Genomic DNA, 22,657 nt, shown 5'->3' on the forward strand with positions numbered 1-22,657 from the left:
CGCATAGAAGCCATATGAACAATCCGCCTGTCGCTCGGCTGGTTTTCTAAATAGCCAACCAGTAATAACTTGAAAAATACAATCGGGTCGATGCTCTTTTGCCCATCCTTACCATAATACTTAGCTGTAGCTGTGTATAAAAACTGAAGGTCTAATACCTCTTTTAACTTTCTGTAAATATTGTCCGATGGGACACGGTCAGACAACTGGAAATTGGTAAAGAGCTTTTCTTGATATTGTTTCTTGCCTTGCATGTTATTAAGATACTAAAAATCAATATCTTAACATAATATTGTCAAAAAATATTCGCTTCGTTGTGCAACAGCCACGGTACGCCTGGACGGGCGGGAAACGTCCTTGTTTCATCAATTCAGCCGTTTCGTTGATCGCTTCTCTGATCCGGGTAAAGTCTGCTTTGTCTTTTCTGATCAATGAAAATCCGAATTCCTCTTCGATATCGCTTAGCCGTGCGTCCACGTCTTCGTCAAATTTTTCAGCTTCGTTAGTAGCCATAAGGTTCTGTATTAGGTATTAAAACATGAGGTATTGGCTTACACGTCAATGGTCATGTAGCAGGTTTTAAGTAAAATTAATATAAAACCAATAAAGTGGAAAACTTAATTCGTCAAGCCGGATAAAATACTATTATCTTTAGTATTATGAATTTGAACACCATCGAAGAAGCGTATTTGACCGACCTTGCGATCCGGACAATAAACGGCCTGGCCAGAAAAGGGTACAATTGGTTAACAGGCGATCTGAAACCTTATCAGGCTGAATTGAATAAAGTCATTAATACCTCGATAGATCTGTATAAGCAACAGTATAGCGTAAGCGAAACGGATAAAATTTTGTTTGTGGACGCGCAAATTTTTATAGGGGAACTGGTCAACTATCAGGTTGGCTTGTCCCTCGATGAAGCGAAATTGAGAAACGCGATTGCCGGGGATTCCCGGATACAACTCCCGTCAGATATTGACATTACAAATTTTTTAAACATTTTCAATGACCAGCTTGCTGCTTCTGGAAAATTAAAGCGCTTGTATATTGAAGATAACTATAAAGAGATAACTTTTCAGGTAGCAAGCGGCATGGAATCGCTTCATCAAAAACTTGATGAATTGATCTCCCAAACACAGCAAAATGTTAGCGGCCTTGAAATAGAACATGCGCTTGCAGCAGAGTGGGCTCAGGAATTAGACGCCATTAAAAAGCTTTTGTATCAATTCAAACCATTTACAGCCGCTGAACTTATCAGCAGGCTCCAAAACCGGATAGCCGCACGCAATATCAAAAACGACCTGCTGGAAAGTCAGTTGACTTTCCTATTGGCCAGTGCCGCCAGCGACAAAGAAAACTTCGCGGTGACGCGCAATGCGGCGCCTTTGTTCATCAAGGCTTACCGGCTTTCGCCCAATAATATCGAATATAAACGACTTGCTGCTTTAGGCTACATGGCCATGCAGGAACCGGATCGGGCTTTAGCGCTGGCTGAAGAAATTTTAGCAGTTGATGAGTTTGACATTGCCGGCTGGTCAGTGAGATTGCATTATGCCGAAGACCCTTTCACATTTCTGGATAAGGTCCCGATTTCTTTGCTGGCTAAGAAGGAATTTAAGCTGAACGCGTTTTTCACGTTGGCCAAAGACGTCGAAAACATGCGCTGTGTATTTTTGCCAGGCTCGCCTGTCAGGATTGATATCATGGACGGTGAATTGCCTCAACTTACCTATTCTAACTTCAAATTCTGGCTGCGGTATAGTGATTACCTTTTCGCGCGCATCTATTTTGAATTTCCAATGGTAACGAATTATGCAGCGTCGGAGGAGTTGAAAGGGGCGCGGATCTACCACCATTACTTCAAGTTAATGGGTATGCTTACTGCGATTCTTGACAACAGCGAACTGGGCAATGAACAGGCATATGTACGCTTCAGATACCACTACGCCCGGCTGATCCTAACCGGCGATCAAAGCGAAATACACCAGCTCGCTAGGATATACGATCAAATCGATGAGAAAGACCACATACAGGTTATCCAGTTGGTTCAGGCCTATCAACTCATTGAGACGGACGAATACCGCGACAGGGCGCTGGAAATCATCGACAGCTTTGGCGCTGACAAACATGAAATGACCGCTTTGTTTAAGACGGTGATCTTATTTAATTCGGGCAGACGGGAAGAAGCAGTTGAGCATTATGAACATTATATACTGGGCCTTAGCGCGATTTCAACTATCCTGTTGAACAACCTGCTCCAGTTCTTTAGCATGGGGTACCGTAATAATGCCAAAGGCGCATTAAGCTTTTTGCAAACGATCCTGGAAACCGGTATTTTTCCGAATAATGAAATGAAGGCCTTACTGGAGCTCTATGTCTCTTCGATTTATGCGGCTGATCAGGGCGACCGCCCGGCGGCAGAGGTTAAACTCGATCTTATTGAAGCCGGTCTTGATCCGCGATACCCTGAGATCAAAGAGTTTTACCTGAGGACCCTGCGTTCATTGAAGGCCTATGGCCGCATTATTCAGTTTCTTCGGCCCGAACCCGGCAAAAGTGTCGATTCAAACGATTTATTTACCTATTGCGAAGCATTGTATTTTAGTGAAGGCAATAAGCTCGAATTGCTGCAGGTATTGAAAAAGGCGCGGTTGACCCTGCCGCCAAATCCAATGCTGCTGCGCCTGGAGATCGAATTGCGGCAAAAACAGCATGACTGGAAAAAAGTCCTTGAACTCGCAGAATATGCGATTAAGCAACTGAAACCCCACGAAGACTTTATTACCGCATTTTTTCATGCCTGCCTGAACGAACTGGCAGTGGAGAAGATTCTGGCGTATAAACACATCATAGATGGAATCAGGTTTAATGAACGGGGCAACCTGGTTATCTTCTCAGCATTTTCACAGGCCGGCCTGCACACCGAAGCAATTGAGATATTATTTACATCCGCCCAGGGAAAATCGAATATTGCCAGCCGGCAGGCTTTTATCGGGTCCACGCTTCGGTTGAGCGATAAGGTCTTCCGTGTTTATGAAGAGGTATTGCTCGGCAGTTTTGTTACTTTTAAGATTTCCGGGGAAATTTACAAAGTGTTTATTGATCCGGCAAAACTGGACGATCCGCTTATAAAACCTTTTCTCGGAAAAAAGACAGGCGAACATTTTCAGATTTACGGTGATTTTATGCAGGAAACGACGTTTATACATGTTGTCAGGATCACTGATAAATACCTTGACCTCTATGATGAAATTTTAAAGCAGGCATCAAACCCCGTTTCCGGATTAAAGCTCAAACAATTTCAGTTCGAGGGAACTACTGCTGAAGAAATGAAGGCTACGCTGCAAAAACAAATGGGTGCGGTGGGTACAATAGATAAACAGTTTAGGGATCAAAACCTGGAACGGTATAATGAGGGGCAAATCACTTTCACTGAAGTGATTAAAAGCAATTTTGAAACAAATTCGCCGGACGCTTACTATTTCTTAACCGGCGAACATCAAACTTTTTTCCAGACCGTTCCCCAAACCATCCCCCATGAGCCGATAACTCAAAGTACTGCGTTTGTTATCGATTTTACGGGAGTTACACTGTTCTATTAATTAACCAAAGAACATGGGCTTAAGTATCCCGCTAAGTTTGTCGTCTCCAATTATGTCCTGCACAAGTTGAGGCATTTATTAAATGAGGCACTCACTGAGCCCGAGGAAAGAATGTCGATGAGTATTACGCTGGAGGCGGTTGTCCCGCATTTTTTTCCGCCTGATTATAAAGAAAAGCGTTCAGCGCACCTCCGCGGGATGATCAGTTGGGTTGAGGAAAACTGTATTGCCGACAATGTCGACGAAAAACTCGACCTGGTCGTTAACAACAAGGAGTTAAAAAACGACGACGATGATTATTTGCATTATCTGGTTGACAACCGCTTGCTTTCTACGCGCCAGGATCATTTGCTGGTCACCAGCGATCTATTCTATTTGAAAGTTTTCGGCGGTCAAAAACGGGTAATAGGGCCGGAGCCGTATTTGTTAAAATTTTTCCCTGGTTTTGATGCCACCACCTACCTGATATCTAAAAACTACGTTGGACTAAAGATAACAAAAGAACATTTGATCACCGAATTTTCGGCTTTCATTGCCGGTCGCCCCAATAAATATATCTGTGCGGTTGAAAATCTCAAAGTAAACCGCAGCGGCGCCGACCTGCGTAATCTATCGGAAGGGATCATGTTCTTGAAGTGGCTTTATCTTCAGCCGTTAATCATTACTGACAGCAGGTACCGAAGTGCGCACTATCTCTTAAATAACTTGCTCCAGGGCCTGAGCGGCCGCGGTTTTGGCTTGGTTATCAACATCATTAGCAAGCAATTTGCTTTACTCCCCGCCGCAGAAGCGGAGATATTAACGATCATCAACGAAATTGCCAGCGCTGAGTAGGTGGAATCACGAACACCGCTGTGAGAATCTTCCTGATCGGGTTGACATCCCTGGTCGGGCCTTCGCTCCGTTTTGTTTTTACACCCGGTCTGTCAATGCACCGCCAGTATAAGGAAACAAAGGTTTCCCCGTTTTCAAAACCTTCATCTGTATGGCGCTGCTTGCCGGCATTACCATAACTCTCCTCCGGCTCGCTTACGTACATCGCCTTTTGCTGCTCCAACCCTAAAGCAATTTGTTGCCGGTAGGTCGGCGTCCACGCCAGCGAAAAAACCTCAAACCGCGTCCGTGGGAATACCTTCAGAATCGCGCTGATGATACTGCCCGCCGTTGTTCCCGTCGTTACCACATCATCGATCAGCAGCACCTTCCTTTCATTCAGGTCCACGATATTCCGGTCCACCCATAAACCTCCCGTAATTCCGCCTTCTGCTCTGCAATCCCAAAACTCTTAACAGGTTCCGTTTCCCTCGTTTTATAAATCATACTTGGAAAATGGTCACAGTCGAACACTGAGCTTAAACTCGTTCCTAAACGGTCCAGCCCCGGGGCAAACCGGTACTCCGCTGGATATTCCAGGACGTTTGACCAGGCGATTCCGTGCGCTTTAGAGCACCCAGTTGTGTAGGGATTAACGAAAGTCGCAATTAACAATCAATAAATTAACGTGGTCAAAGTGTTGCGGAATTACCTTAATTACAGTTCCGGAAGGAGGTGGTCAAAGACTTCGGAATTTCCACCCTTGGTTAAGCCGGTAGCATCCGTTAAGTCGGATAAACTGGTACCTGCATAGCCCTTTTTGTTAAATAGGGGAGCTACTTTTTGTAATATAAAATCCCTGGTATTTAAATTATCTGCGGCCACCTGGTTTTAAATTTCATACGAATATAATTAAAATACCGATCGGTATGTTGTTTTTATAAAAAAATCAAAACAAGATAAAGGCAGCCCTGCGGTAACGATAAATGCTATTGTATATCCTTAAAATCATCATTGAAGATTGGCGGTATTGTCCTCAGTATGAAACAGAAAAAGGTCAAATTGACGCCGAATTTGGCCCGGTTTGTCCCAACTTGTCCCGGCTGTTGATGTAGCTATTTGATTTATAATAGGGGTATGTTTCATGCGGCCCGTGCTGTTTTCTTTGTGTCATCTATCCGCGGGACAGCATGGGCCGAAGCCGGTGATAAATGCAATGGATGTTGCCGGTTACCTGGTGATTAGTATAGGCAGCAACGATAAAACTGCCGTTTCTCAAAAATTTGGAAAAAGCATTTTGGTTGACCATTCTAATTAATTTAAATACATCGCTTTAAAATATAAACTCCAGCCACATGTGTAGCTATTTTATTGCCTTTAACAATATTTTTTCGCCTAATAAACATATCTTTAGCTGCCGTGTTAGTATTAAAGAAAAGCTAAAAAAGGTCGGCAATTTTTTATTTTATATTGTCTGCAGGGAATTACAATGAGTAAAGTATTTACGATTGCAAAAGGTTTGGAGAACATGGGCGCATTACGCACCGGCGGGCAGGGCTCAGTTTATAAGGGACGCCGGATGGGGCCTATCATCAGCGCCGTTAAATTGCTTCCTACGCCGATACATACCGAAGATGATGATGATAAAAATTTCCGAAATTTTCAAAATGAAGTAAACAAGCTTAAAAAGGTTAACGAGAGGCCAAATCCAAACGTTGTAAAGATCCTTGCTTCCGGGTTAACCGAAAGCGGGTCCTTCCCTTATATAGAAATGGAGTTTATTGAGGGGCCTGACCTGGAGGAATTACTGAAACCACCTCACGATCCGGTTTTCACTATAAAAGAAGTATTAAAACTTGCAGATCATTTGGCCAATGCGCTTTCACATTGCCATATGGTGGGCGTAAAACATGGCGATATTAAAAGCAATAATATAAAATACAATATCCACTCGGGCAACTATGTGCTGCTGGATTTTGGTCTCGCCATCATGTCCGACGAACAACGCCGCACGAGTATACGCCATGCCGGGGCCATTGAATTTATGGCGCCTGAACAAAATACGGGTGCCATGTACATGGCTACAGATATTTACAGCTACGGCATTATTTTATATGAACTCCTGGCCGGCCAGGTACCCTTCCCGCTGCACGATAGCGGCGAAACGGCACGCAACGCAGTAATGATTGCCCATATGGAGTCTCCTGTGCCTGATGTACTGGCGCTACGCAAAAAAAACTTGCCGGCCGGCTGGACCGAACAAAAACGGGATATAGAAATGCGTGTTCCCAAATGGCTTTTAACACTGATAAGCACCTGCCTTGAAAAAGACCCTGAAAAACGTTATCTCAGCGGGATGTCGCTGCAGGAGGCGCTGTTTGACGGCAGCCTTTCAACTGGGCAGCCAGCCGTTTCTTTAGATCAACTGCCCGATAAGGCTGCATTTAGAAATACTAAGCCAGCGTTAGGTGCTACAGGAGTCACTTACCACCAAGGCGATAAAATGCATATATCGAAACCGCTGTTTTTTGCTTTGATGGGTATGTTTGCTATATCGCTGATTACCTGCGGTTACCTGTTGATCAACCAAAACCTTCCGCCGGTGCCAATAAAAACCACCGCTGCCGACACAACAAAAAAAGATACCGATACGCCAAAGCAGGCAACCGTCCATGATTATCATTCGAAAGAAAGAGCAAATGATTCGGCTGCGCAACAGGCTATCAAAGATGTGATAGACGGCGAACGGCAAAAAGCTGAAAGCCAAAAGAAAGCGGACAGCACTGGTACTCCGCAGGACACCAGTACGGTAAAACAACCGGACAATAATCCGTAAAATATATTAATTTTATCAAACATCTTGTTTTGATATACTGTTCAATTGTAAATTTTCAACCTGCTCAATATTAAATGGATCAAAAAACTTCGTTTTGGCAGCGCATCGGTATCCAAGGCTGGTTTTTAACCGATGAACAATCATCGGCCAAAAAAAAACAGCAAAGTCTCACGCCTGATGACGTTTATAATTATATGATATCCAAGTTCAACGATTCAATCCGCGAACTGTCCTTTGCTGACAGGGTAGTTTTTTACCACGAATATATCATCAGTTTTAACACTGCAGACTACACATCGTTTTTAAATAACCGGCAGGGCATCTTTGGGCTTATCATTAATGAAACCGTTAAAAAGTTTTATGAAATCCTGAAGCAACACCGGGTGGCTGGAAAAACTGTAAAACCATCAAGCTCCAAATGGGTTTTCCGCCTCGTTTCGCACCCGGATTATGAGCCCGGTGATATTGGTTTTATTGGGAAGCTAATGCCCGGTAATAACCAAAAAGAAGAAAACCTTAAAGTAACATTTATTCCCCGCCAAACCGGCATTGCGCAAACATTTGACATCAGCCAGGATATTTTAAAAGGCTTTAATTATTACAGCGAAGGCTACTACGAGGTGCCATATGAAGAAAGCCTGGAAACGGAAGAAGAAAAGAGCGCCAGCCCCAATCAAAAATATTATGCACGTTTTGAGACCATCTTGCCTGAAAAACAATTTGCCGGCAAAAAAGTGGAATTTTTGATGCTTGACAACGAGATCATAGTATCGGGCAATGATGAAACCCGCGAAGAACGGAACATCTTTCGGATACCGACAGATTGGGTGAATACACCCCACTTGCAAATAAGGCATAACCGGTCGGACGGGAAGTTTTACCTGGCTTCATTTGGCGAAAAAACCATTTTGAATGAAAATGACGTGTACAAAAGCGATGTAAACGCGCCGCAATGGGTTGAGCTGCCAGTTAACTCGAAGATATTGCTGAACGGTATCGTAGGTGTGAACATTTTTAAATCGTAAACGGATGTATCAGTTGTTATCATTTGGGTTATTAGGTTTGGCGGTATTGCTGCTGGTAACTCATTTTGTTGAAATAAAGACCCCACGTAAACCAGATGAGTGATAATATTTTTGGCATAACCGATACTGGCAGGCAACGGAAGAACAACGAGGATGCCTTTATAGCGGAGCAAAGTCCGGACGGGCGTTATATTATTGCCTGTGTTATTGATGGCGTAGGCGGATATACAGGCGGTGAAATTGCTGCTTCAATTGCGCGGGAAATGATTTTACAGCGACTGGTTAATCTTTCGGGCGAGGTAATCCCAGTGCTTACCGGTGCTTTCGCCGAAGCAAACGAAAAGATATGGGAGGAACGGCATGTCGTTAAAGAACATAGCAAAATGGCCTGTGTGGTTACGCTTGCTGTAGTCGACCTATCCTCGAACCAATGCTACTATGCCCATCTAGGCGATACCAGACTTTACCTTTTCAGAGACGGTTCGCTGGTTAAAATATCCCATGATCAATCTTTCGTAGGTTTTTTGGAAGATTCGGGCCGGTTGTCAGAAAGCGAGGCCATGAACCACCCCAAACGCAATGAAATAGACAAGGCGCTGGGTTTCCAGGTGAATATCATCAATGGTGATGAGATTGAAACCGGGCAGTCGCCGTTTTTACCGGGCGATATGCTGTTGTTATGCAGCGATGGGCTTACGGATGTGGTAAACAAAGCGACAATAACTGCCACCATGACCGGCGGCAGTTCGTTAAAAACTATAGGTAACAAGTTGATAGACGCGGCGAACAATGAGGGAGGTAAGGATAATATTACCGTGGTTCTGGTTAAAAACGATAAAGAAAAACAACAGCATGCTGCTACCAAACCGTTGGAAAATGCCCAGCCTGAAAAGCCCAAAATCATTACTGGACAACGCCGCCATACCCCAACCACAAGCGCCATTGCTGAAAGGGCGCCGCGCAAAAGTTATAAGGGATGGGCCATCCTGCTTTTAGTGCTGGTTATTGGCCTTGCAGCGGTGTGTTTATGGCAGTATGTTAATTACGGCAATAAACAGGAGAACGATGTTTCGCCCAAAAAAGATTCAGTTGCAAATGTGCCAAGGCAACGTAATCCGCAGGAGATCAAACTTCAAAAAGTTATCGATCAAAATAAGGGAAAAATATTGGTGCTGAGCGATACGGCATTTAAAAGCCCGGTGATTATCAGCCAGTCCATACTGATAGGCCGCGACAGCCTGTACATCAAAGCCAAAGGAAACATCACCTTTCAAAGTGATACTGGTTTTAAACACCCGGCATTTGTCCTTGCTTCGCATACGAAGATCGTACAATTTGATAGCGTGTCGTTTCAAAGTTTTAATGTCGCTATTTCGGGTCACGACCAAGCCCTGCAGTTGAAAAATGTCCGCTTCAGGGACTGTAAGATCCCTGTGTTAAACACTTATGCCTTTCCCGGAAAAAAATATATCAGCGGCGGCTTCAATACCCCTGCATTCCGGGCCGATTCTATTCCAAAGACCAAATAAGCTATGGGAAAAAAACAGCAAATATCCACGTCGCGAAAAAAGGAACGTCTGTTTCTTTTATTGATTGCCGCTGTGTTGCTGGTTCTTTTTGTGCGCCTGTTCCTGGTGCTGGAAGGTGGTTTTACGGATGTAGACAAACGGCTGAAAGACGGCACAATGGTTAACCTGAATGCGAAAGATCCCGCCGGGCGCCTGGCGCGGATGCTGCAAAAGGGCTATTATTTCGATGATCAGCGCGATATTAACCTTATAGAGAAAACGATAGTGTCCGGCATCAGCACCGAAACAAAATTTGACAATATCGGCGAACTGAATAAAAAACGTTTTAACGTTAATGCTGACGATGCTTTTGCCGAAGGCGGACAATCGTTTAAGCAACGTGTAGCCGTTTCAAGGGCGACGCTCGGCTACACCGGTAATGATTCAACGCGATTTGAGCAGGAACGGACATCGCCACCGCAATTTTCGGCTATAGCCGACATCGGTATGGAGGGGCCGACTATCAGCGGGACTGTTGTTGACAAACAGGAGCCGGTGAGCGGCGTATTGGTCCGGCTACAGCTAATACTGCCGCAGGATAGCCTGTTCAGCGATGAAGAGGTTGATCTGACCAAAAATAGCGTTCAGAAAAGTAGATCGTTCACCAAAATTTTTACGCCTGATTCCGCCAAAAAGATGCACCTTCAATCGCTGGTAGCGTTTGCGAGGACGGATGAACACGGGCAATATTCTTTTAAAAATCTGCCTGAAGGACATGCGTTTGAGCTGCTGCCCCTGCAGCCCGGATACCAGTTTGGGAAAACACAGGGCACCGAAAACCTGGATAACGATGCGACTTTTGATTTTCATCGTGCACCGCATACCATCCGGCTGTTATCAACCAAAGATTTTAACATTATCCGTAAGGAAAAATCCATTATTATCCGTACACCCCACGAATTTGAATATTGGTTTTGGGTAGTTATTGCCGGATTTTTTGTGGGCTTCTTCATCATCCATCTTGTGTTAAGTTTTCGTTTTTCAGAGGCCGATCAACTCATCCTGCCCATGGTAATGCTGCTTACCGGTATTTCTTTTTTGACCCTACTCAGCTTACAAGACCCGTTACGTGACCGCTTTTTTGCCAAAGACTCGCTCGTTTACCTGACGATAGGTTTTGTTGGTATGATCGCAGTCCTGTTTTTCAACCTGCGCCGCTTTAACGCCGATTCAGGCTTTTATAGGCTATTCGTCTTTAAAAATAATGATAAAGCGGCAAATGGCTGGCCCTGGATCGCCGCTGCATTGGTGCTACTGTTTTTAACCATCAGGTTTGGCACAGGACCTGAAGGGAGCGGCGTTAAAGTAAACCTTTTCATCTTTCAGCCCAGCGAAATTGTGAAGTACCTGGTGATCCTCTTCCTGGCAGGCTTTTTTGCTATGAATGAGCGGTTCATCAGCGAATATACAAGCTGGCGCAAACGCTGGTCATTTTTTTATTTCGCCATATTTGCCATTGGTGCAACGCTGTTGCTCTTTTTAATTTTGGGCGATTTGGGCCCAGCGATGATCATCTGTTTTACCTTTATCATCCTGTTTTCTTTTTCGCGCGGCGACTTTATGCCGATGTTCATGGCGGTGGTGTTTTATGTGCTGGTAACCTGGATATTTAAAAATGTATGGCTTTCGGCGGCTTTGTCGATAGCTTTTTTGTTCATCCTATGGGCTTCCTCCCGGAAGCGCCTGAGCGAATCGGCCATTATGGCGGTGATCGTTATTGCAGCGTTTATGACGCTGGATAAGGTACCCCATCTGGCAAAGCTATTCCCGGGGCCAGTAGAAAGATTGATCGAGCGAAAAGCTATCTGGCAGGACCCATGGAATAACGAAGTTTATGGCGGCGACCAGGTAGCGAACGGCTTGTGGGCGATGTCTGGCGGAGGCGTTGCCGGGCAAGGGGTGGGAGAGTCCTTTGCCAAAACCATACCTGAAGCACATACTGATATGATATTACCCTCCATCGGCGAAAATTTTGGATGGGCAGGCATTGTTTGTGTCTTTTTGATGTTCCTGTTGTATTTGCACCGGTCCATCATCATTGGCAGGCAAACGGGGGCACCTTTTTTATTTTATCTATGCGCGGGCATCGGGATATGTACGTTTGTGCAATTCCTGCTTATTGCCGGTGGGTCCACCGGGGCCTTACCCTTATCGGGTGTAGCGTTGCCTTTTGAGAGTTACGGGGGATCATCATTAGTTGCGAATTTTATTGCTGCCGGTTTCCTGATATCTGTATCAAGGGTTAAAGGAACGCATGTGCAGATGGCCTATATTACCAAACAGCAGGATAAAAACCTGGTACCTGCCTTGCTGGCCGCATCCATCGGTTTGATATTGCTGACTGTTAATGTATCCAGCTATCTTTTTGATAATGAAAAATGGGTGGTTAAGCCTGCCCTGGTAGCCGACAAAAGTGGCGCCCGCATGTTTAGCTACAACCCCCGCATCGCTATCCTGATGAACAAGCTTGAAGCCGGGACTATTTATGACAGGAAAGGACTGGCTTTAGCCACCAGTGATCCGCAACTGATCGATAAACAAAAAGATAAACTAAATGCGGCTGGCACGACGAATTACGACCTTGATTCAGCTGTACATAAACGTTTAACGCGGTATTATCCATTCCAGGACCAACTGTTCTTTTGGTTGGGCGATGTCAATACCATGGTGTTCGACGGTGGTACCAATGGGTATTTCGCCGAATATGAACACGCTGCGGAGCTTCGGGGTTTCAAAATGCCCATATCAAATTACACGGTAAAAGCATCGCACTTCCAGGAAGATCATTTTTTGCCGCGGGGCGTAAAGGAAATGACTGTGGGTAAAAAAGATTACAGCGCTATTGCGCCATTACTGCTGGCGGGGATAAACAGCAGCGCCGTAACCGCCTTTAAAAATAAAAACCGCGATGTGCAGCTAACGGTGGATGCAAGCCTCCAAACCAGTATTGAAAAGGCCATAGCTGCAGACACGGCGGTGAATTATAAACGGGTTTCGGTAGTGATTATGGATTCCTCAACAGGCGATGTCCTGGCATCCACCCAATACCCGCTGCCACCAGTACATAACTGGGACCTGCTGACGATGAGCGTGCCCGATCAAAATAAGCTGTCGCAATGGGTAACAACCAGCGATCTTGGATTTACTTACGCTACCCAGCCTGGTTCGACCGCCAAAGTACTCACAGCTATGGCGGCCTTCAATAAGTTAGGTGCAGATGCCAATAAAGTGACCTATCATGTGAGCACCGAAGAACGGATAAGGACCAAAGGTATTGAGCCGGATGAAACCGGGACGATCACATTGGAACGTGCCATTGTGCATTCAAACAACGTATATTTTATCAAGCTAGCTAACCAGCAGCACCTGCAGGAAGATATGGCTACCTTATACCTAAAGGTTGGTATGTTTTTACATGGGGTGGGTGGGTATTTTTATGAAAAGAAACCTAATAATACCGATGCCGCTCAGCAGGAAAAATGGCGCGAACTTTGGCGCAAAACAGAATTCAATACCAAACCGCCATACGATCCGAACAATATTCACCGTACGCGGGCAAAAGGTATTTCGGGCATGGCCTGGGGGCAGGGTGAGTTGATCGCTACGCCGGCTGCTGTGGCCCGGCTGGCATCGGGTGTAGCCAATAACGGCACATTAATGCAGAGCCGGTTTGCCCTGAAGATAAACGATACGGTTATCAGCACAAAAACATCTGAAAAACTAACTGATCCGGCGTATGCCGCCTTGCTTAAGCAGTTTATGATAGAGCAAAGCGCGCCAAAGGCTACTATTTTGAATCTGGCGGTGGCAGGAAAAACCGGTACACCGGAACGCATCTGGAAAGGACAAAGCATAAACGATGGCTGGTATGTATTTTTTGCACCCAACCTGCAAAATACAGGATACACGGTAACATGTATCCGCATTGAAAAAACCAAAGGTTCATCGGACGCTGTGCACATGGCCGGTAGAGATGTTATACCTTATTTACTGAAGATGGGTTATATTAAAAGTATAACACCTGTAACTAATGAGGGAACTGGCGGCACTGATCAAACCGACGACCAGAAGCCGACTGAGCAACCTGATACAACACAAAACTAGTTGATAAAAACATGTTCAACATATTTAAAAACGACAAAAAGAACCAACCTGCTGATGTAAAAGCTGCGCGTGCTGCCATTTTAAAGGGCATTAAACTGGAGCTACAAAAAGCAGAAGGCGGCGAAGGGAAAAATATAAAGGGCATAGACTTGTTTATAGCTACACCTGATAGCGAAAAGCATGTTTATGAAGCTGCCGTTTATGCCGATGAACCCGGGCGGCTGAAAAATGAGGTACAAAAAATTGCCGATGATTATGCCCTTGATCTGCCGGCCAACTGGACTCTGGATATCAGCCACCTGGCTGAATTGCCGACTGAAGCGATTAGTGTGACGGGTGCCGATGCGGGATTGTTTATCCGGACAAAGGACAATATGATCAAGAAGTCTGCAACGGCTTTTATCCGGATTTTAAGCGGCGAAGCGGAAAAGAAAATTTACCGGTTGGAGTCTACCGATGGGAAGACCAACATTGGGCGCGATAAAAGTGTGCAAACTACTGATGGCTTTTTCAGGTTTAACCAAATTGCTTTCCCGGGTGAGGTTGATAACGAGATCAATAAATATATCAGTCGCCAGCACGCACATATAGAGTGGAACAATGAGGCCGGCAGCTTCATGTTATATGCCGATATGGGTGGCGTACCTCCCGGTAATAAAGTGAAGGTTAGGGCAGGGGCCACGGAGGCGTTGAACAAGCTGATTTCAACCCAGATAGGTCATAGATTAGAAGAAGGCGACCAGGTGATTTTGGGCGATGGTGCCGTAATTGATTTTACTTACAAAGAACCAAAATATAAAATTGAGTAAAGTTTTTTCGATAACGAAAGATTTGGAGAATATGGGCGTGCTACGTACCGGTGGGCAGGGCCATCCTAACAATTGCTATTTTTAGTAGTAATAAATCTTCATTTTAGTGACGGAGTAACTTAATATCCTGGCGTATTCTTTATTCTTTCCCTGGCTTTTCCTGGTTTGCAGCTGCCAGTTACCCGAATTATCCATATTTTCATAAGTGAAAAGGTTTTCAATTTGCAGTTCCCCCCGCGGACTGTACCTGTCTTCTTTCACGCGAAGGCCTGCATTATTATAATCAAATGTCCACTTCACCCTAATAGTATCTTCTTTTGCATGCCAGTAATCCATTTCAATTTTATTGCCCTTACTGTCATATTTATAGGTGTTTTTGTATTTCAAACTGTCGCCATTTGAATATACATCCTCTTCAATATTATTATCTCTGTCATCATACTTGTACAATGTTTTATTTGAATTTGTTTTATCAGGACTGAACTCATGATCTGATTCTACCAGTTTTCCACTTGCATCATATCTAAAAAAAGTAGTTGCTTCCTGCATCCCTGTTTCAGCAAAATAGTCTTCCTCTATTTTTTCGCTTTTTTCATTATATTTCTTAATCCATTTAGATACCTTCTTGTCATCCTTGTCAGTATAGCTTTCCTCCACATCATTGCCATTTTCATCATATAGTTCAATGATCTTACTTGTGGGGGCCAGTGTGTCTATTGTACCTTTAGTAGCGTCTCCATTATATAACACTGATTCAATCCTTTTTACCTTGCCTTTTAAATGCTGTAAATAAAGACTGTTTTTTACTGTTTGGGCAAGGCACAATTGTGCGAATAATAGGCCCACTATAAAAAGATGAAAATTTTTCATGCTAATGAATTTATTAAAGGTAATCAATTATAAAATGTGAAGATGATAAACCGATATCTATTTGATAAGGCAGATAAGGTAATTGTACTTCCCTCATTTGCCAGCAAGGGGTCATTAAGCCCAAAGAAGCTACTTGAATCTGTGGACGTTGTGCTGCTTGTGGTTTTGTTAGATAAGGTGTATATAAGAGGATTGCCTTTATACTGAGCTACAGTTGCATACCTATTTGTTTTTGGCGGCAAAATAGTAGGACGGTTTTCATTGATATAAAGTTTGCGACTGCCTAAGCTAAAAGCTGAGTTTTCATCAGCCTAAACTCTGAAAGCTTTTGAACAATCAAGCGATACTTTCAATTTGGTGAGATAATAAAAATACAGTGTTTTTAATATGCGATATTTCACGTTTTTTTCAAAAAAAGCACAGGAATTTTAAAATAATGTTAACAAATAGGTCTAAATATGTAAAATATATGATTTTAGCAGTTGTAGTATTTTCTTGTAAAGAATGGAATATATTATTAAAGTAATAATAAAAATACAATTTATATAAAAATATACTAATTATTGGGGCTTATTGAAAACAAAAAATATTATAATACTAAAAATTCAACCAATATTGTAACACATGTGTTACATGCCTATATTGAGAACGAAACAACTATTAACTTTTCAATTAATCAAAGTATGAAGAAACACTTACTTAACAGTATTTTTTTCCTTTTGCTGGTGCTTATAGGTAATTACGCCTATTCACAAACAAGTACCGTTACCGGTACAGTTACCGCAAAAGAAGACGGAGAGCCAATTCCCGGAGCAACCGTAAAAATTAAAGGTACCACCACTGGCACCCAAACAAACATCAAAGGAAAGTATACGCTGACCGTTCCTGCCAATGCAATTTTGGTGGTCAGCTTTATTGGTTATGACAATCAACAGGTTACCGTAAACAAACCTGTAGTTGATGTTGTACTTGTCCTTTCTAGCAAGCAGCTTAATGAAGTGGTTGTTACGGGTTCTGGTGTTGCTACAAGTAAAGCAAAGCTGGGTATCTCAGTAGAATCAGTTTCAGGAAAGAGCTTAACCTCTTCCCCACAGGCCTCTATCGACCAGGGTTTGATAGGTCAAATTCCTGGAGCTGAAATTTCCTCAGTTGACGGCACACCTGGCGCAAAGGCTAACATTATTTTGCGTGGTATCAACACTGTACAGGGTGGTACTACACCAATGTACCTGGTGGATGGTATTCAATCAGCTATTACAGACATCAGCCAGCTTGACCCTGCATCTGTAGATCACATCGAAGTTGTACAGGGAGCTGCCGCCTCCACCATTTATGGTGCACAGGGTGCAAATGGTGTTATCCAGATCTTTACCAAAAAAGGCGCGGTTGGTAAAACACGCATTGATGTATCATCCAGTGTATCCGGTGCTGATATGATTAACAACGGGAATGTACACCAGGCAACATTGAGTAGCTTTGCTGTTAATGCCGCCGGCCAGTTCATTAATGCCAGCGGACAACCAATAACATTGAATGCATATGGCCAATATCCGGGCATCCAATGGGCTTACGGTTCCAATTCGGCAGCCGGCTTCCCTACTGCTATGTCAAATCCTTTAAATATTTACCACCAGCAATATGGTACAAATCTAAAGTACTATGACCACCTGGCGCAATTGTTTACAACAGCTTATACTAACAATACCAACTTAACCCTTTCAGGTGGATCTGAAAAGTCAGACTATTTATTTTCCCTTTCTAATAATTACCAGGAAAGTGATATCAGAAACAATGGTTTCAACAACAGAACCAATATGACCGTTAACTTAGGAACAGAGCTTTTTAAGGGCTTTACGTTCCGGTCAATCACTCAATTGATCTATACCAAAAATACCTTGAACCCAGCATTCGGTATCGGTAATAGCGGCGGTATTTTTGACGCGTTGAACGCGTCTCCTTTTTATGATTTTAATCAGAAAAACGCTGACGGATCTTATCCTTTATCTTTAAGTTCAGGTACAGTGAGTGTGAACGGTTCAAACCCAAATTACTTTCATCAATGGGGATCTCAAACCACCAACCGCGAAGACCTTCTTCAAAACTTTATTGCCGATTACAAAATCAACCGTTTTGTTGATTTGAATGCCAAATACGGTATCAACTATTCGCACAATGAAGAGAATGCAACTTATTTGAATCAGACAGGTACCATTCAAAATCAAGATACAGGCAATTATTTCGGCGGCGTTGCTGCTCCTGACGGCAGTGGCGAGCTTGATAATTATACCAATAATAATTTTTTCCAAAACTTTATTGGGTCTGCTATCATCAAAACAGATTTCAAAAAAGATTTCCATTTAAATGTACCTATTACAACCAATACCTTATTGCAGTATGATTACCGTAGCGGCAATAGTCATGACTTAGATTCCTATGGTTTAGGTTTGCCAACATACGCCATATATAAATACAACCAAACAAACAGCCAGGCGATTTGGAACGATTACACGGCTAAATTTGTTACTTTCGGTTATGTAGTTAACCAAAAAATAGACTTTGGTGATATTGCTGGTGTTGCCGGTGGTTTCAGAAGTGATTATTCATCTAATTTTGGAGCTGGTTCAAAACCATTTACTTTCCCTGACGTGAATGGTTATGTAAGACTATCATCACTGGATTTTTGGAAAAATTCAGCCCTTGGATCAGCAATTCCTGAATTCAAAATCCGCAGTGGTTACGGTGAAGCAGGTATTCAGCCAAATATTTATCAAAGATACGCAACCATAAATCCACAAAATATTGGTTCTGAATTAACATTTAACCTGCCAAGTAGCGGCTTAGCGAACCCCAATTTAAACGTAGAAGTTTCTAAGGAATTTGAAATTGGTACAGACTTTGAAATCAGAGGCTTTCAAGGTAGCTGGGGAAGCGATTTTACCGTGAGTGGTACTTACTGGAACAGAAAAACAACAGATGCCATCTATAGTGTATCAACAGCTTTATCAACCGGTGGTTCTTCTATTTCAACAAATGCAATTGGTTTAGCTTCACATGGTATTCAGGCATCATTGAATATCGCGGTTTACAAATCCAAGGATTTTAACTGGAACATGACCACGAACTTCAGCAATCAAACATCTACCATCACCAGCATTGTAGGCCCGCCAATCATTCTGACTTCTGCTGCAGGTAGCACCAGTTTAGCGTTGGTTGCCGGTCAAAAAATCGGTGAGATCTATGGTGATAAGGCCCTTACAAGTTTGAGCGAAAAAAATCAGGAGGGCGTACCCTATATTTTACCTGCAGATTATAGCCAATATACTATTGTTAATGGCCGTGTAGTAAATATAGCATCAAAAAGTATCATGTTTACAAATGAAGCAAGTTCCTTTGGTGATCCGAATCCAAAATTCAACATGTCATTCATCGAAAACTTTAGCTATAAATCTCTAACCTTCGGTTTTCAACTTGATTGGGTTTACGGTAGCCACTTATATAACCAAACCAAAGAGTGGATGTATAGGGACGGTATCAGCAGCGATTATGACAACGCAGTTGACATAGCTGGTACTACAGCGGCATACACAGCTTATTACCGTAGCGCTTATGCCAATGCATTTGGCCAGGTTAACGGTGACCGTGACGGAACGAAAGATTATTTCTATGAAAGCTCTTCTTTTGCCAGATTAAGAAATGCTTACATCGGTTATGACTTTGGAAAGCTATTGGGCTCGAAGGTATTCAGAAAAGCGGTGTTGACTGTTAGCGGACGTAACTTGTTTACCATCACTAAATACACTGGCTTTGATCCGGAAGTTAGTTCCGGTACATCAAACTCGGCTTATGACAGAGGTGTAGATAATAGTTCTAATCCGAACACGAAATCAATTACTGTGGGCTTAAACCTTGGATTTTAATTGACAATTCAATCTTAAAAAAACATGAAAAAATATAAATTTCAAATAATTATAGTGATGTTGGCAGGGATTGTTTTGTCTTCATCATGCAAAAAGGAGCTGAACATACAGAATCCGAACTCCCCTACGCTTGCACAGGCGTCAACAGAAACGGGTTTAGTTTCACTTGCTGCCGGCAGTATCTACGTTAACGGTTTTATGAATGGTAACTACTGGCTGGGGAATTCATTCTTTTCTCTGGAATACGGTTTTGACGAATTGTTGGCAGACGACGTGGCTTCCCCGGATGCCAACCAAAACGTTAACGTTGTAAACTTACCGGCATCAGTTATCTTTACCGATGGAACACCTACCGTAAACGTAAACCCTACAAGCCAGTCGGCTAACCTGCGTGTAAACAATACCCGGGCCACCCAATCACAAAATATGTTCTATTATGAATGGAACAGCATGTATCAATTAAATAACGCCGCTAACCAGATCCTGGCTCTTGCCGGCACTGTTCCCTTGTCGGGAGACGCCGCCAATAAACAGGCTACATTAAGAGCCTGGGCTTACTGGTGGAAGGGTTATGCTTATGCACGTATAGGCTCTATATACTATTCAGGTATTATAAACAATGAAATAAGTGCAACTAATTCTAATTATGTTTTAAGCTCTGCTATAATTGCCGAATCAAACAAAAACCTGGCTGCCGCAAGCGCTCAGTTGAGTTCAATAAGCAATACGACTACTTATACAACGTTGATGGCGCAGTTGTTGCCTTCATTTGTTCAAACCGGTCATGGTGGCGTGCCAACCCCGGCAGCGTTTATAGACAATATTAATACTCTTGAGGCTCGTAACCTGCTGGCCAATACGCGTACAAGCGCTATGACAGCTGCTGACTGGCAGACCATAATAACGCTGACCACAGCAGGTATCCAGTCATCAGATAATGTATTTACCTTACGTACAACTAGCCTCAACGGTTTGGCTAGTGCAACCAGCGGTTGTGTTGCGCTTAATACATCAGGGCCGCCTCAAAATTCTATATTCCAGATTCAGGAACGTTTGATACAGGATTTTAAATCGGGCGATCAAAGATTTGCTAAAAACTTTACGGCCGATACAACGATCAACCAAGTAGGTGGTTACACCTTCAGCAGCCGTTGGGAATTGTTGAATGCAGCGCTTACTCCCCGTCCGGCAATCAACTCCATCCAGTATGCAGACAATACTCCGGGTAACCAGGAAATTTATATCGCTGGCAGCTATGAGGAAAATGCGCTAATGTTAGCGGAAGCATATATAAACACAGGTCAGGTTGAACAGGGATTAGCATTAGTTGACGCGGTTAGAGTTTATCAGCAAGCTGGATTAGCCTCAGTAGCTGGTACCGGCTTAACAACTGCCCAGGCTTTGGAGGAACTGCGAAAAGAAAGAAGAATTGCTTTATTGTTCAGAGGAACTGCCTTCTATGATGCAAGAAGATGGGGCGTTATTTATGATGTTTCTAAAGGTGGTGGCCGCACCGGTTGTGTAGTGCTTACTCCGGACGGCGTGTTACATACAAACGTTACTATCAATTATAACTTTATGGATTACTGGGATGTTCCCGCTGATGAGTTCGTTCTCAACCCACCAGCATCGGGCAGTGCTCCTATAAAGAACCCTAATTACTAAAAATAGATCAGTCTAATAGTTAATTTTCAGTTTTATCAGTTAATTAAAAACCGTCTCAGTAAAATGAGGCGGTTTTATTTTTTAATTTAAAAATAGTTTCTTGTGGCTGCTTAAACGGCGTCAGACAAAGAAGTAAAGGTAAATTCCTTTATCCGCATTGGCGGAATAAGCGCGCTGGAGAATGATTCGCCACTGACTGTTCTTTCCGGTTTACCCAAGGCATCCAGGTTATTCAGCATAATCACCGGGCTTTCGTTAAAACGCATATTCTTTATTGGAAACTTGATCTGTCCGTTTTCTATATAAAAAGTACCATCGCGGGTTAAACCGGTATATAATAACGTTTGCGGATCTACCGGGCGGATATACCATAAACGGGTTACAAGTATCCCTTTTTCTGTACCTTTTATTAAGTCCTCTAAAGTGGCGTCGGTTCCGTCCATAATAATGCTATCTGGAGATGGAATGCCTTTCACACCCTGTTTTTGCGCCCAATAGCGGGAGTAAGTAAGGTTTTTAAGTACGCCTTTTTCAATCCAGCTTATTTTCTCCTGCGGCCTGCCATCACCGGCCCAACTGCCAGTTGGCAATTCAGGATTTGATGGATCTGAATAAATATTAATCCGTTCATCAACCAGTTTATCACCCAGCTTAGTTTTGCCTCCGGTTTTGCTTAAAAAACTGCGTCCTTCGTCGGCTGTCCTTGCATCCAGCCCTCCGTACAATTGCTCAAGCAATACAATGCCTGCGGCTGGTTCTAATATAACCGTGTACTTACCGGGTTCTATTGCTTTTGCACCGGCAGACCGGGTTGCTTTCTGTGCGGCTGTTTTAGTGAAATTAAGCGTATCAAGTTTGCTTACTGCGTTATAGTCTTTCGTTGAATAGCCTGAGCCTTGACCATCTTCCGTGCGCAGCGTAATAGAAAAACTGGCATCAGTACCGGTAAAATAGGCAAATAAGCCATGCGAATTCATCATTGAAGAAAATGATGCGCTATTTTGCAAGTAGCCTGCAGCAATAAGCTTATTGTCTTTTGCAATCTGAAGGCTTTCGCTAACCTTGTCAGTCCGCATTGCGGGAGTTATGGCGGCGGTGTCGGCATCAAAAGTTTTTGAAGGCGGGCTATAAGTTTGCGGGCCCAAGAAAGACACAAACTCCGGATTTTCCGGGGCAAATTGCGCAAGGGTTTCCGAAAGACGCACCGCTTTTTCTATAGACGCATCATCATACTCGTTAGTGGTTACAATGCCCAGCTTTTTACCATAGGCAGATGAAATAACCATGTTTGTTTGGCTGATAAAGCCACTGGTAGAAACCGAATTGCGGGCATAGCGGATATTTCCTGAATCAGAACCGCTAAAAGATATTTCACATTCGTTAGCCTTTGAATAGCTGAGCGCTTTTTTCATTATTGTACGGCAATCGTCTTCGCTTATTATAGCCAT

At 43.3% G+C, this 22,657-nt stretch carries 14 protein-coding genes and 1 pseudogene; 9 read left to right on the forward strand and 6 right to left on the reverse strand.

Annotation, left to right across the window (positions count from 1 at the left end; genetic code table 11):
- On the reverse strand, positions 1–254 hold a 254-nt coding region (locus JN11_RS21865; RefSeq protein WP_144916159.1), incomplete at its 3' end, for a transposase.
- A 19-nt stretch (positions 255–273) separates the two neighbouring features.
- Entirely contained in the window at positions 274–513 is a 240-nt protein-coding gene (locus tag JN11_RS21870) for a hypothetical protein (protein WP_144916161.1), read from the reverse strand.
- 152 nt (positions 514–665) lie between these two features.
- Between JN11_RS21870 and JN11_RS21875 the strand changes: the two genes are divergently transcribed.
- Both JN11_RS21875 and JN11_RS21880 read left to right on the forward strand, forming a co-directional pair.
- Positions 666–3,602, forward strand: a complete 2,937-nt coding sequence (locus JN11_RS21875) for a tetratricopeptide repeat protein (RefSeq protein WP_144916162.1) — start codon at positions 666–668, stop codon at positions 3,600–3,602.
- A gap of 42 nt (positions 3,603–3,644) precedes the next feature.
- Positions 3,645–4,436 (forward strand): annotated as a pseudogene (locus JN11_RS21880) (hypothetical protein); the annotation flags it as partial.
- Here JN11_RS21880 and JN11_RS21885 read toward each other — a convergent pair.
- Both JN11_RS21885 and JN11_RS21890 read right to left on the reverse strand, forming a co-directional pair.
- Complete coding sequence (locus JN11_RS21885; protein WP_144916165.1) at positions 4,411–4,839, reverse strand: phosphoribosyltransferase; 429 nt, start codon at positions 4,837–4,839, stop codon at positions 4,411–4,413. The pseudogene JN11_RS21880 and the gene JN11_RS21885 sit on opposite strands and share 26 nt — an antisense overlap.
- A gap of 293 nt (positions 4,840–5,132) precedes the next feature.
- Complete coding sequence (locus JN11_RS21890) at positions 5,133–5,300, reverse strand: TetR/AcrR family transcriptional regulator (RefSeq protein WP_144916166.1); 168 nt, start codon at positions 5,298–5,300, stop codon at positions 5,133–5,135.
- A gap of 604 nt (positions 5,301–5,904) precedes the next feature.
- On the opposite strand from JN11_RS21890, the gene JN11_RS21895 reads away from it, so the two are divergent.
- The 5 genes from JN11_RS21895 to JN11_RS21915 all read left to right on the forward strand — a co-directional run bounded on the left by JN11_RS21895 (position 5,905) and on the right by JN11_RS21915 (position 14,757).
- Positions 5,905–7,251, forward strand: a complete 1,347-nt coding sequence (locus tag JN11_RS21895) for a serine/threonine protein kinase (protein ID WP_144916168.1) — start codon at positions 5,905–5,907, stop codon at positions 7,249–7,251.
- A 74-nt stretch (positions 7,252–7,325) separates the two neighbouring features.
- Entirely contained in the window at positions 7,326–8,276 is a 951-nt protein-coding gene (locus JN11_RS21900; RefSeq protein ID WP_144916170.1) for a hypothetical protein, read from the forward strand.
- Between the two features lie 95 nt (positions 8,277–8,371).
- Positions 8,372–9,805 carry a PP2C family protein-serine/threonine phosphatase gene (locus tag JN11_RS21905; protein ID WP_144916171.1) on the forward strand — a complete coding sequence of 478 codons (1,434 nt, stop codon included), beginning with the start codon at positions 8,372–8,374 and terminating at the stop codon, positions 9,803–9,805.
- A 3-nt stretch (positions 9,806–9,808) separates the two neighbouring features.
- Complete coding sequence (locus JN11_RS21910) at positions 9,809–13,948, forward strand: FtsW/RodA/SpoVE family cell cycle protein (protein WP_144916173.1); 4,140 nt, start codon at positions 9,809–9,811, stop codon at positions 13,946–13,948.
- A gap of 11 nt (positions 13,949–13,959) precedes the next feature.
- A complete protein-coding gene (locus JN11_RS21915; protein ID WP_144916174.1) occupies positions 13,960–14,757 on the forward strand; it encodes an FHA domain-containing protein in 798 nt (265 codons plus the stop codon).
- Positions 14,758–14,838: 81 nt separating this feature from the next.
- Here JN11_RS21915 and JN11_RS21920 read toward each other — a convergent pair whose 3' ends face one another.
- A complete protein-coding gene (locus JN11_RS21920) occupies positions 14,839–15,627 on the reverse strand; it encodes a hypothetical protein (protein WP_144916176.1) in 789 nt (262 codons plus the stop codon).
- Positions 15,628–16,310: 683 nt separating this feature from the next.
- Here JN11_RS21920 and JN11_RS21925 point away from each other — a divergent pair.
- Together JN11_RS21925 and JN11_RS21930 are read left to right on the forward strand one after the other, a co-directional pair.
- Positions 16,311–19,544, forward strand: a complete 3,234-nt coding sequence (locus JN11_RS21925) for a SusC/RagA family TonB-linked outer membrane protein (protein WP_144916178.1) — start codon at positions 16,311–16,313, stop codon at positions 19,542–19,544.
- 24 nt (positions 19,545–19,568) lie between these two features.
- Complete coding sequence (locus JN11_RS21930) at positions 19,569–21,209, forward strand: RagB/SusD family nutrient uptake outer membrane protein (protein ID WP_144916179.1); 1,641 nt, start codon at positions 19,569–19,571, stop codon at positions 21,207–21,209.
- 110 nt (positions 21,210–21,319) lie between these two features.
- Here JN11_RS21930 and JN11_RS21935 read toward each other — a convergent pair whose 3' ends face one another.
- A complete protein-coding gene (locus tag JN11_RS21935) occupies positions 21,320–22,657 on the reverse strand; it encodes a TldD/PmbA family protein (RefSeq protein ID WP_144916181.1) in 1,338 nt (445 codons plus the stop codon).

Source organism: Mucilaginibacter frigoritolerans (genome assembly GCF_007830615.1).
GTDB classification, from domain to species: Bacteria; Bacteroidota; Bacteroidia; order Sphingobacteriales; family Sphingobacteriaceae; genus Mucilaginibacter; species Mucilaginibacter frigoritolerans.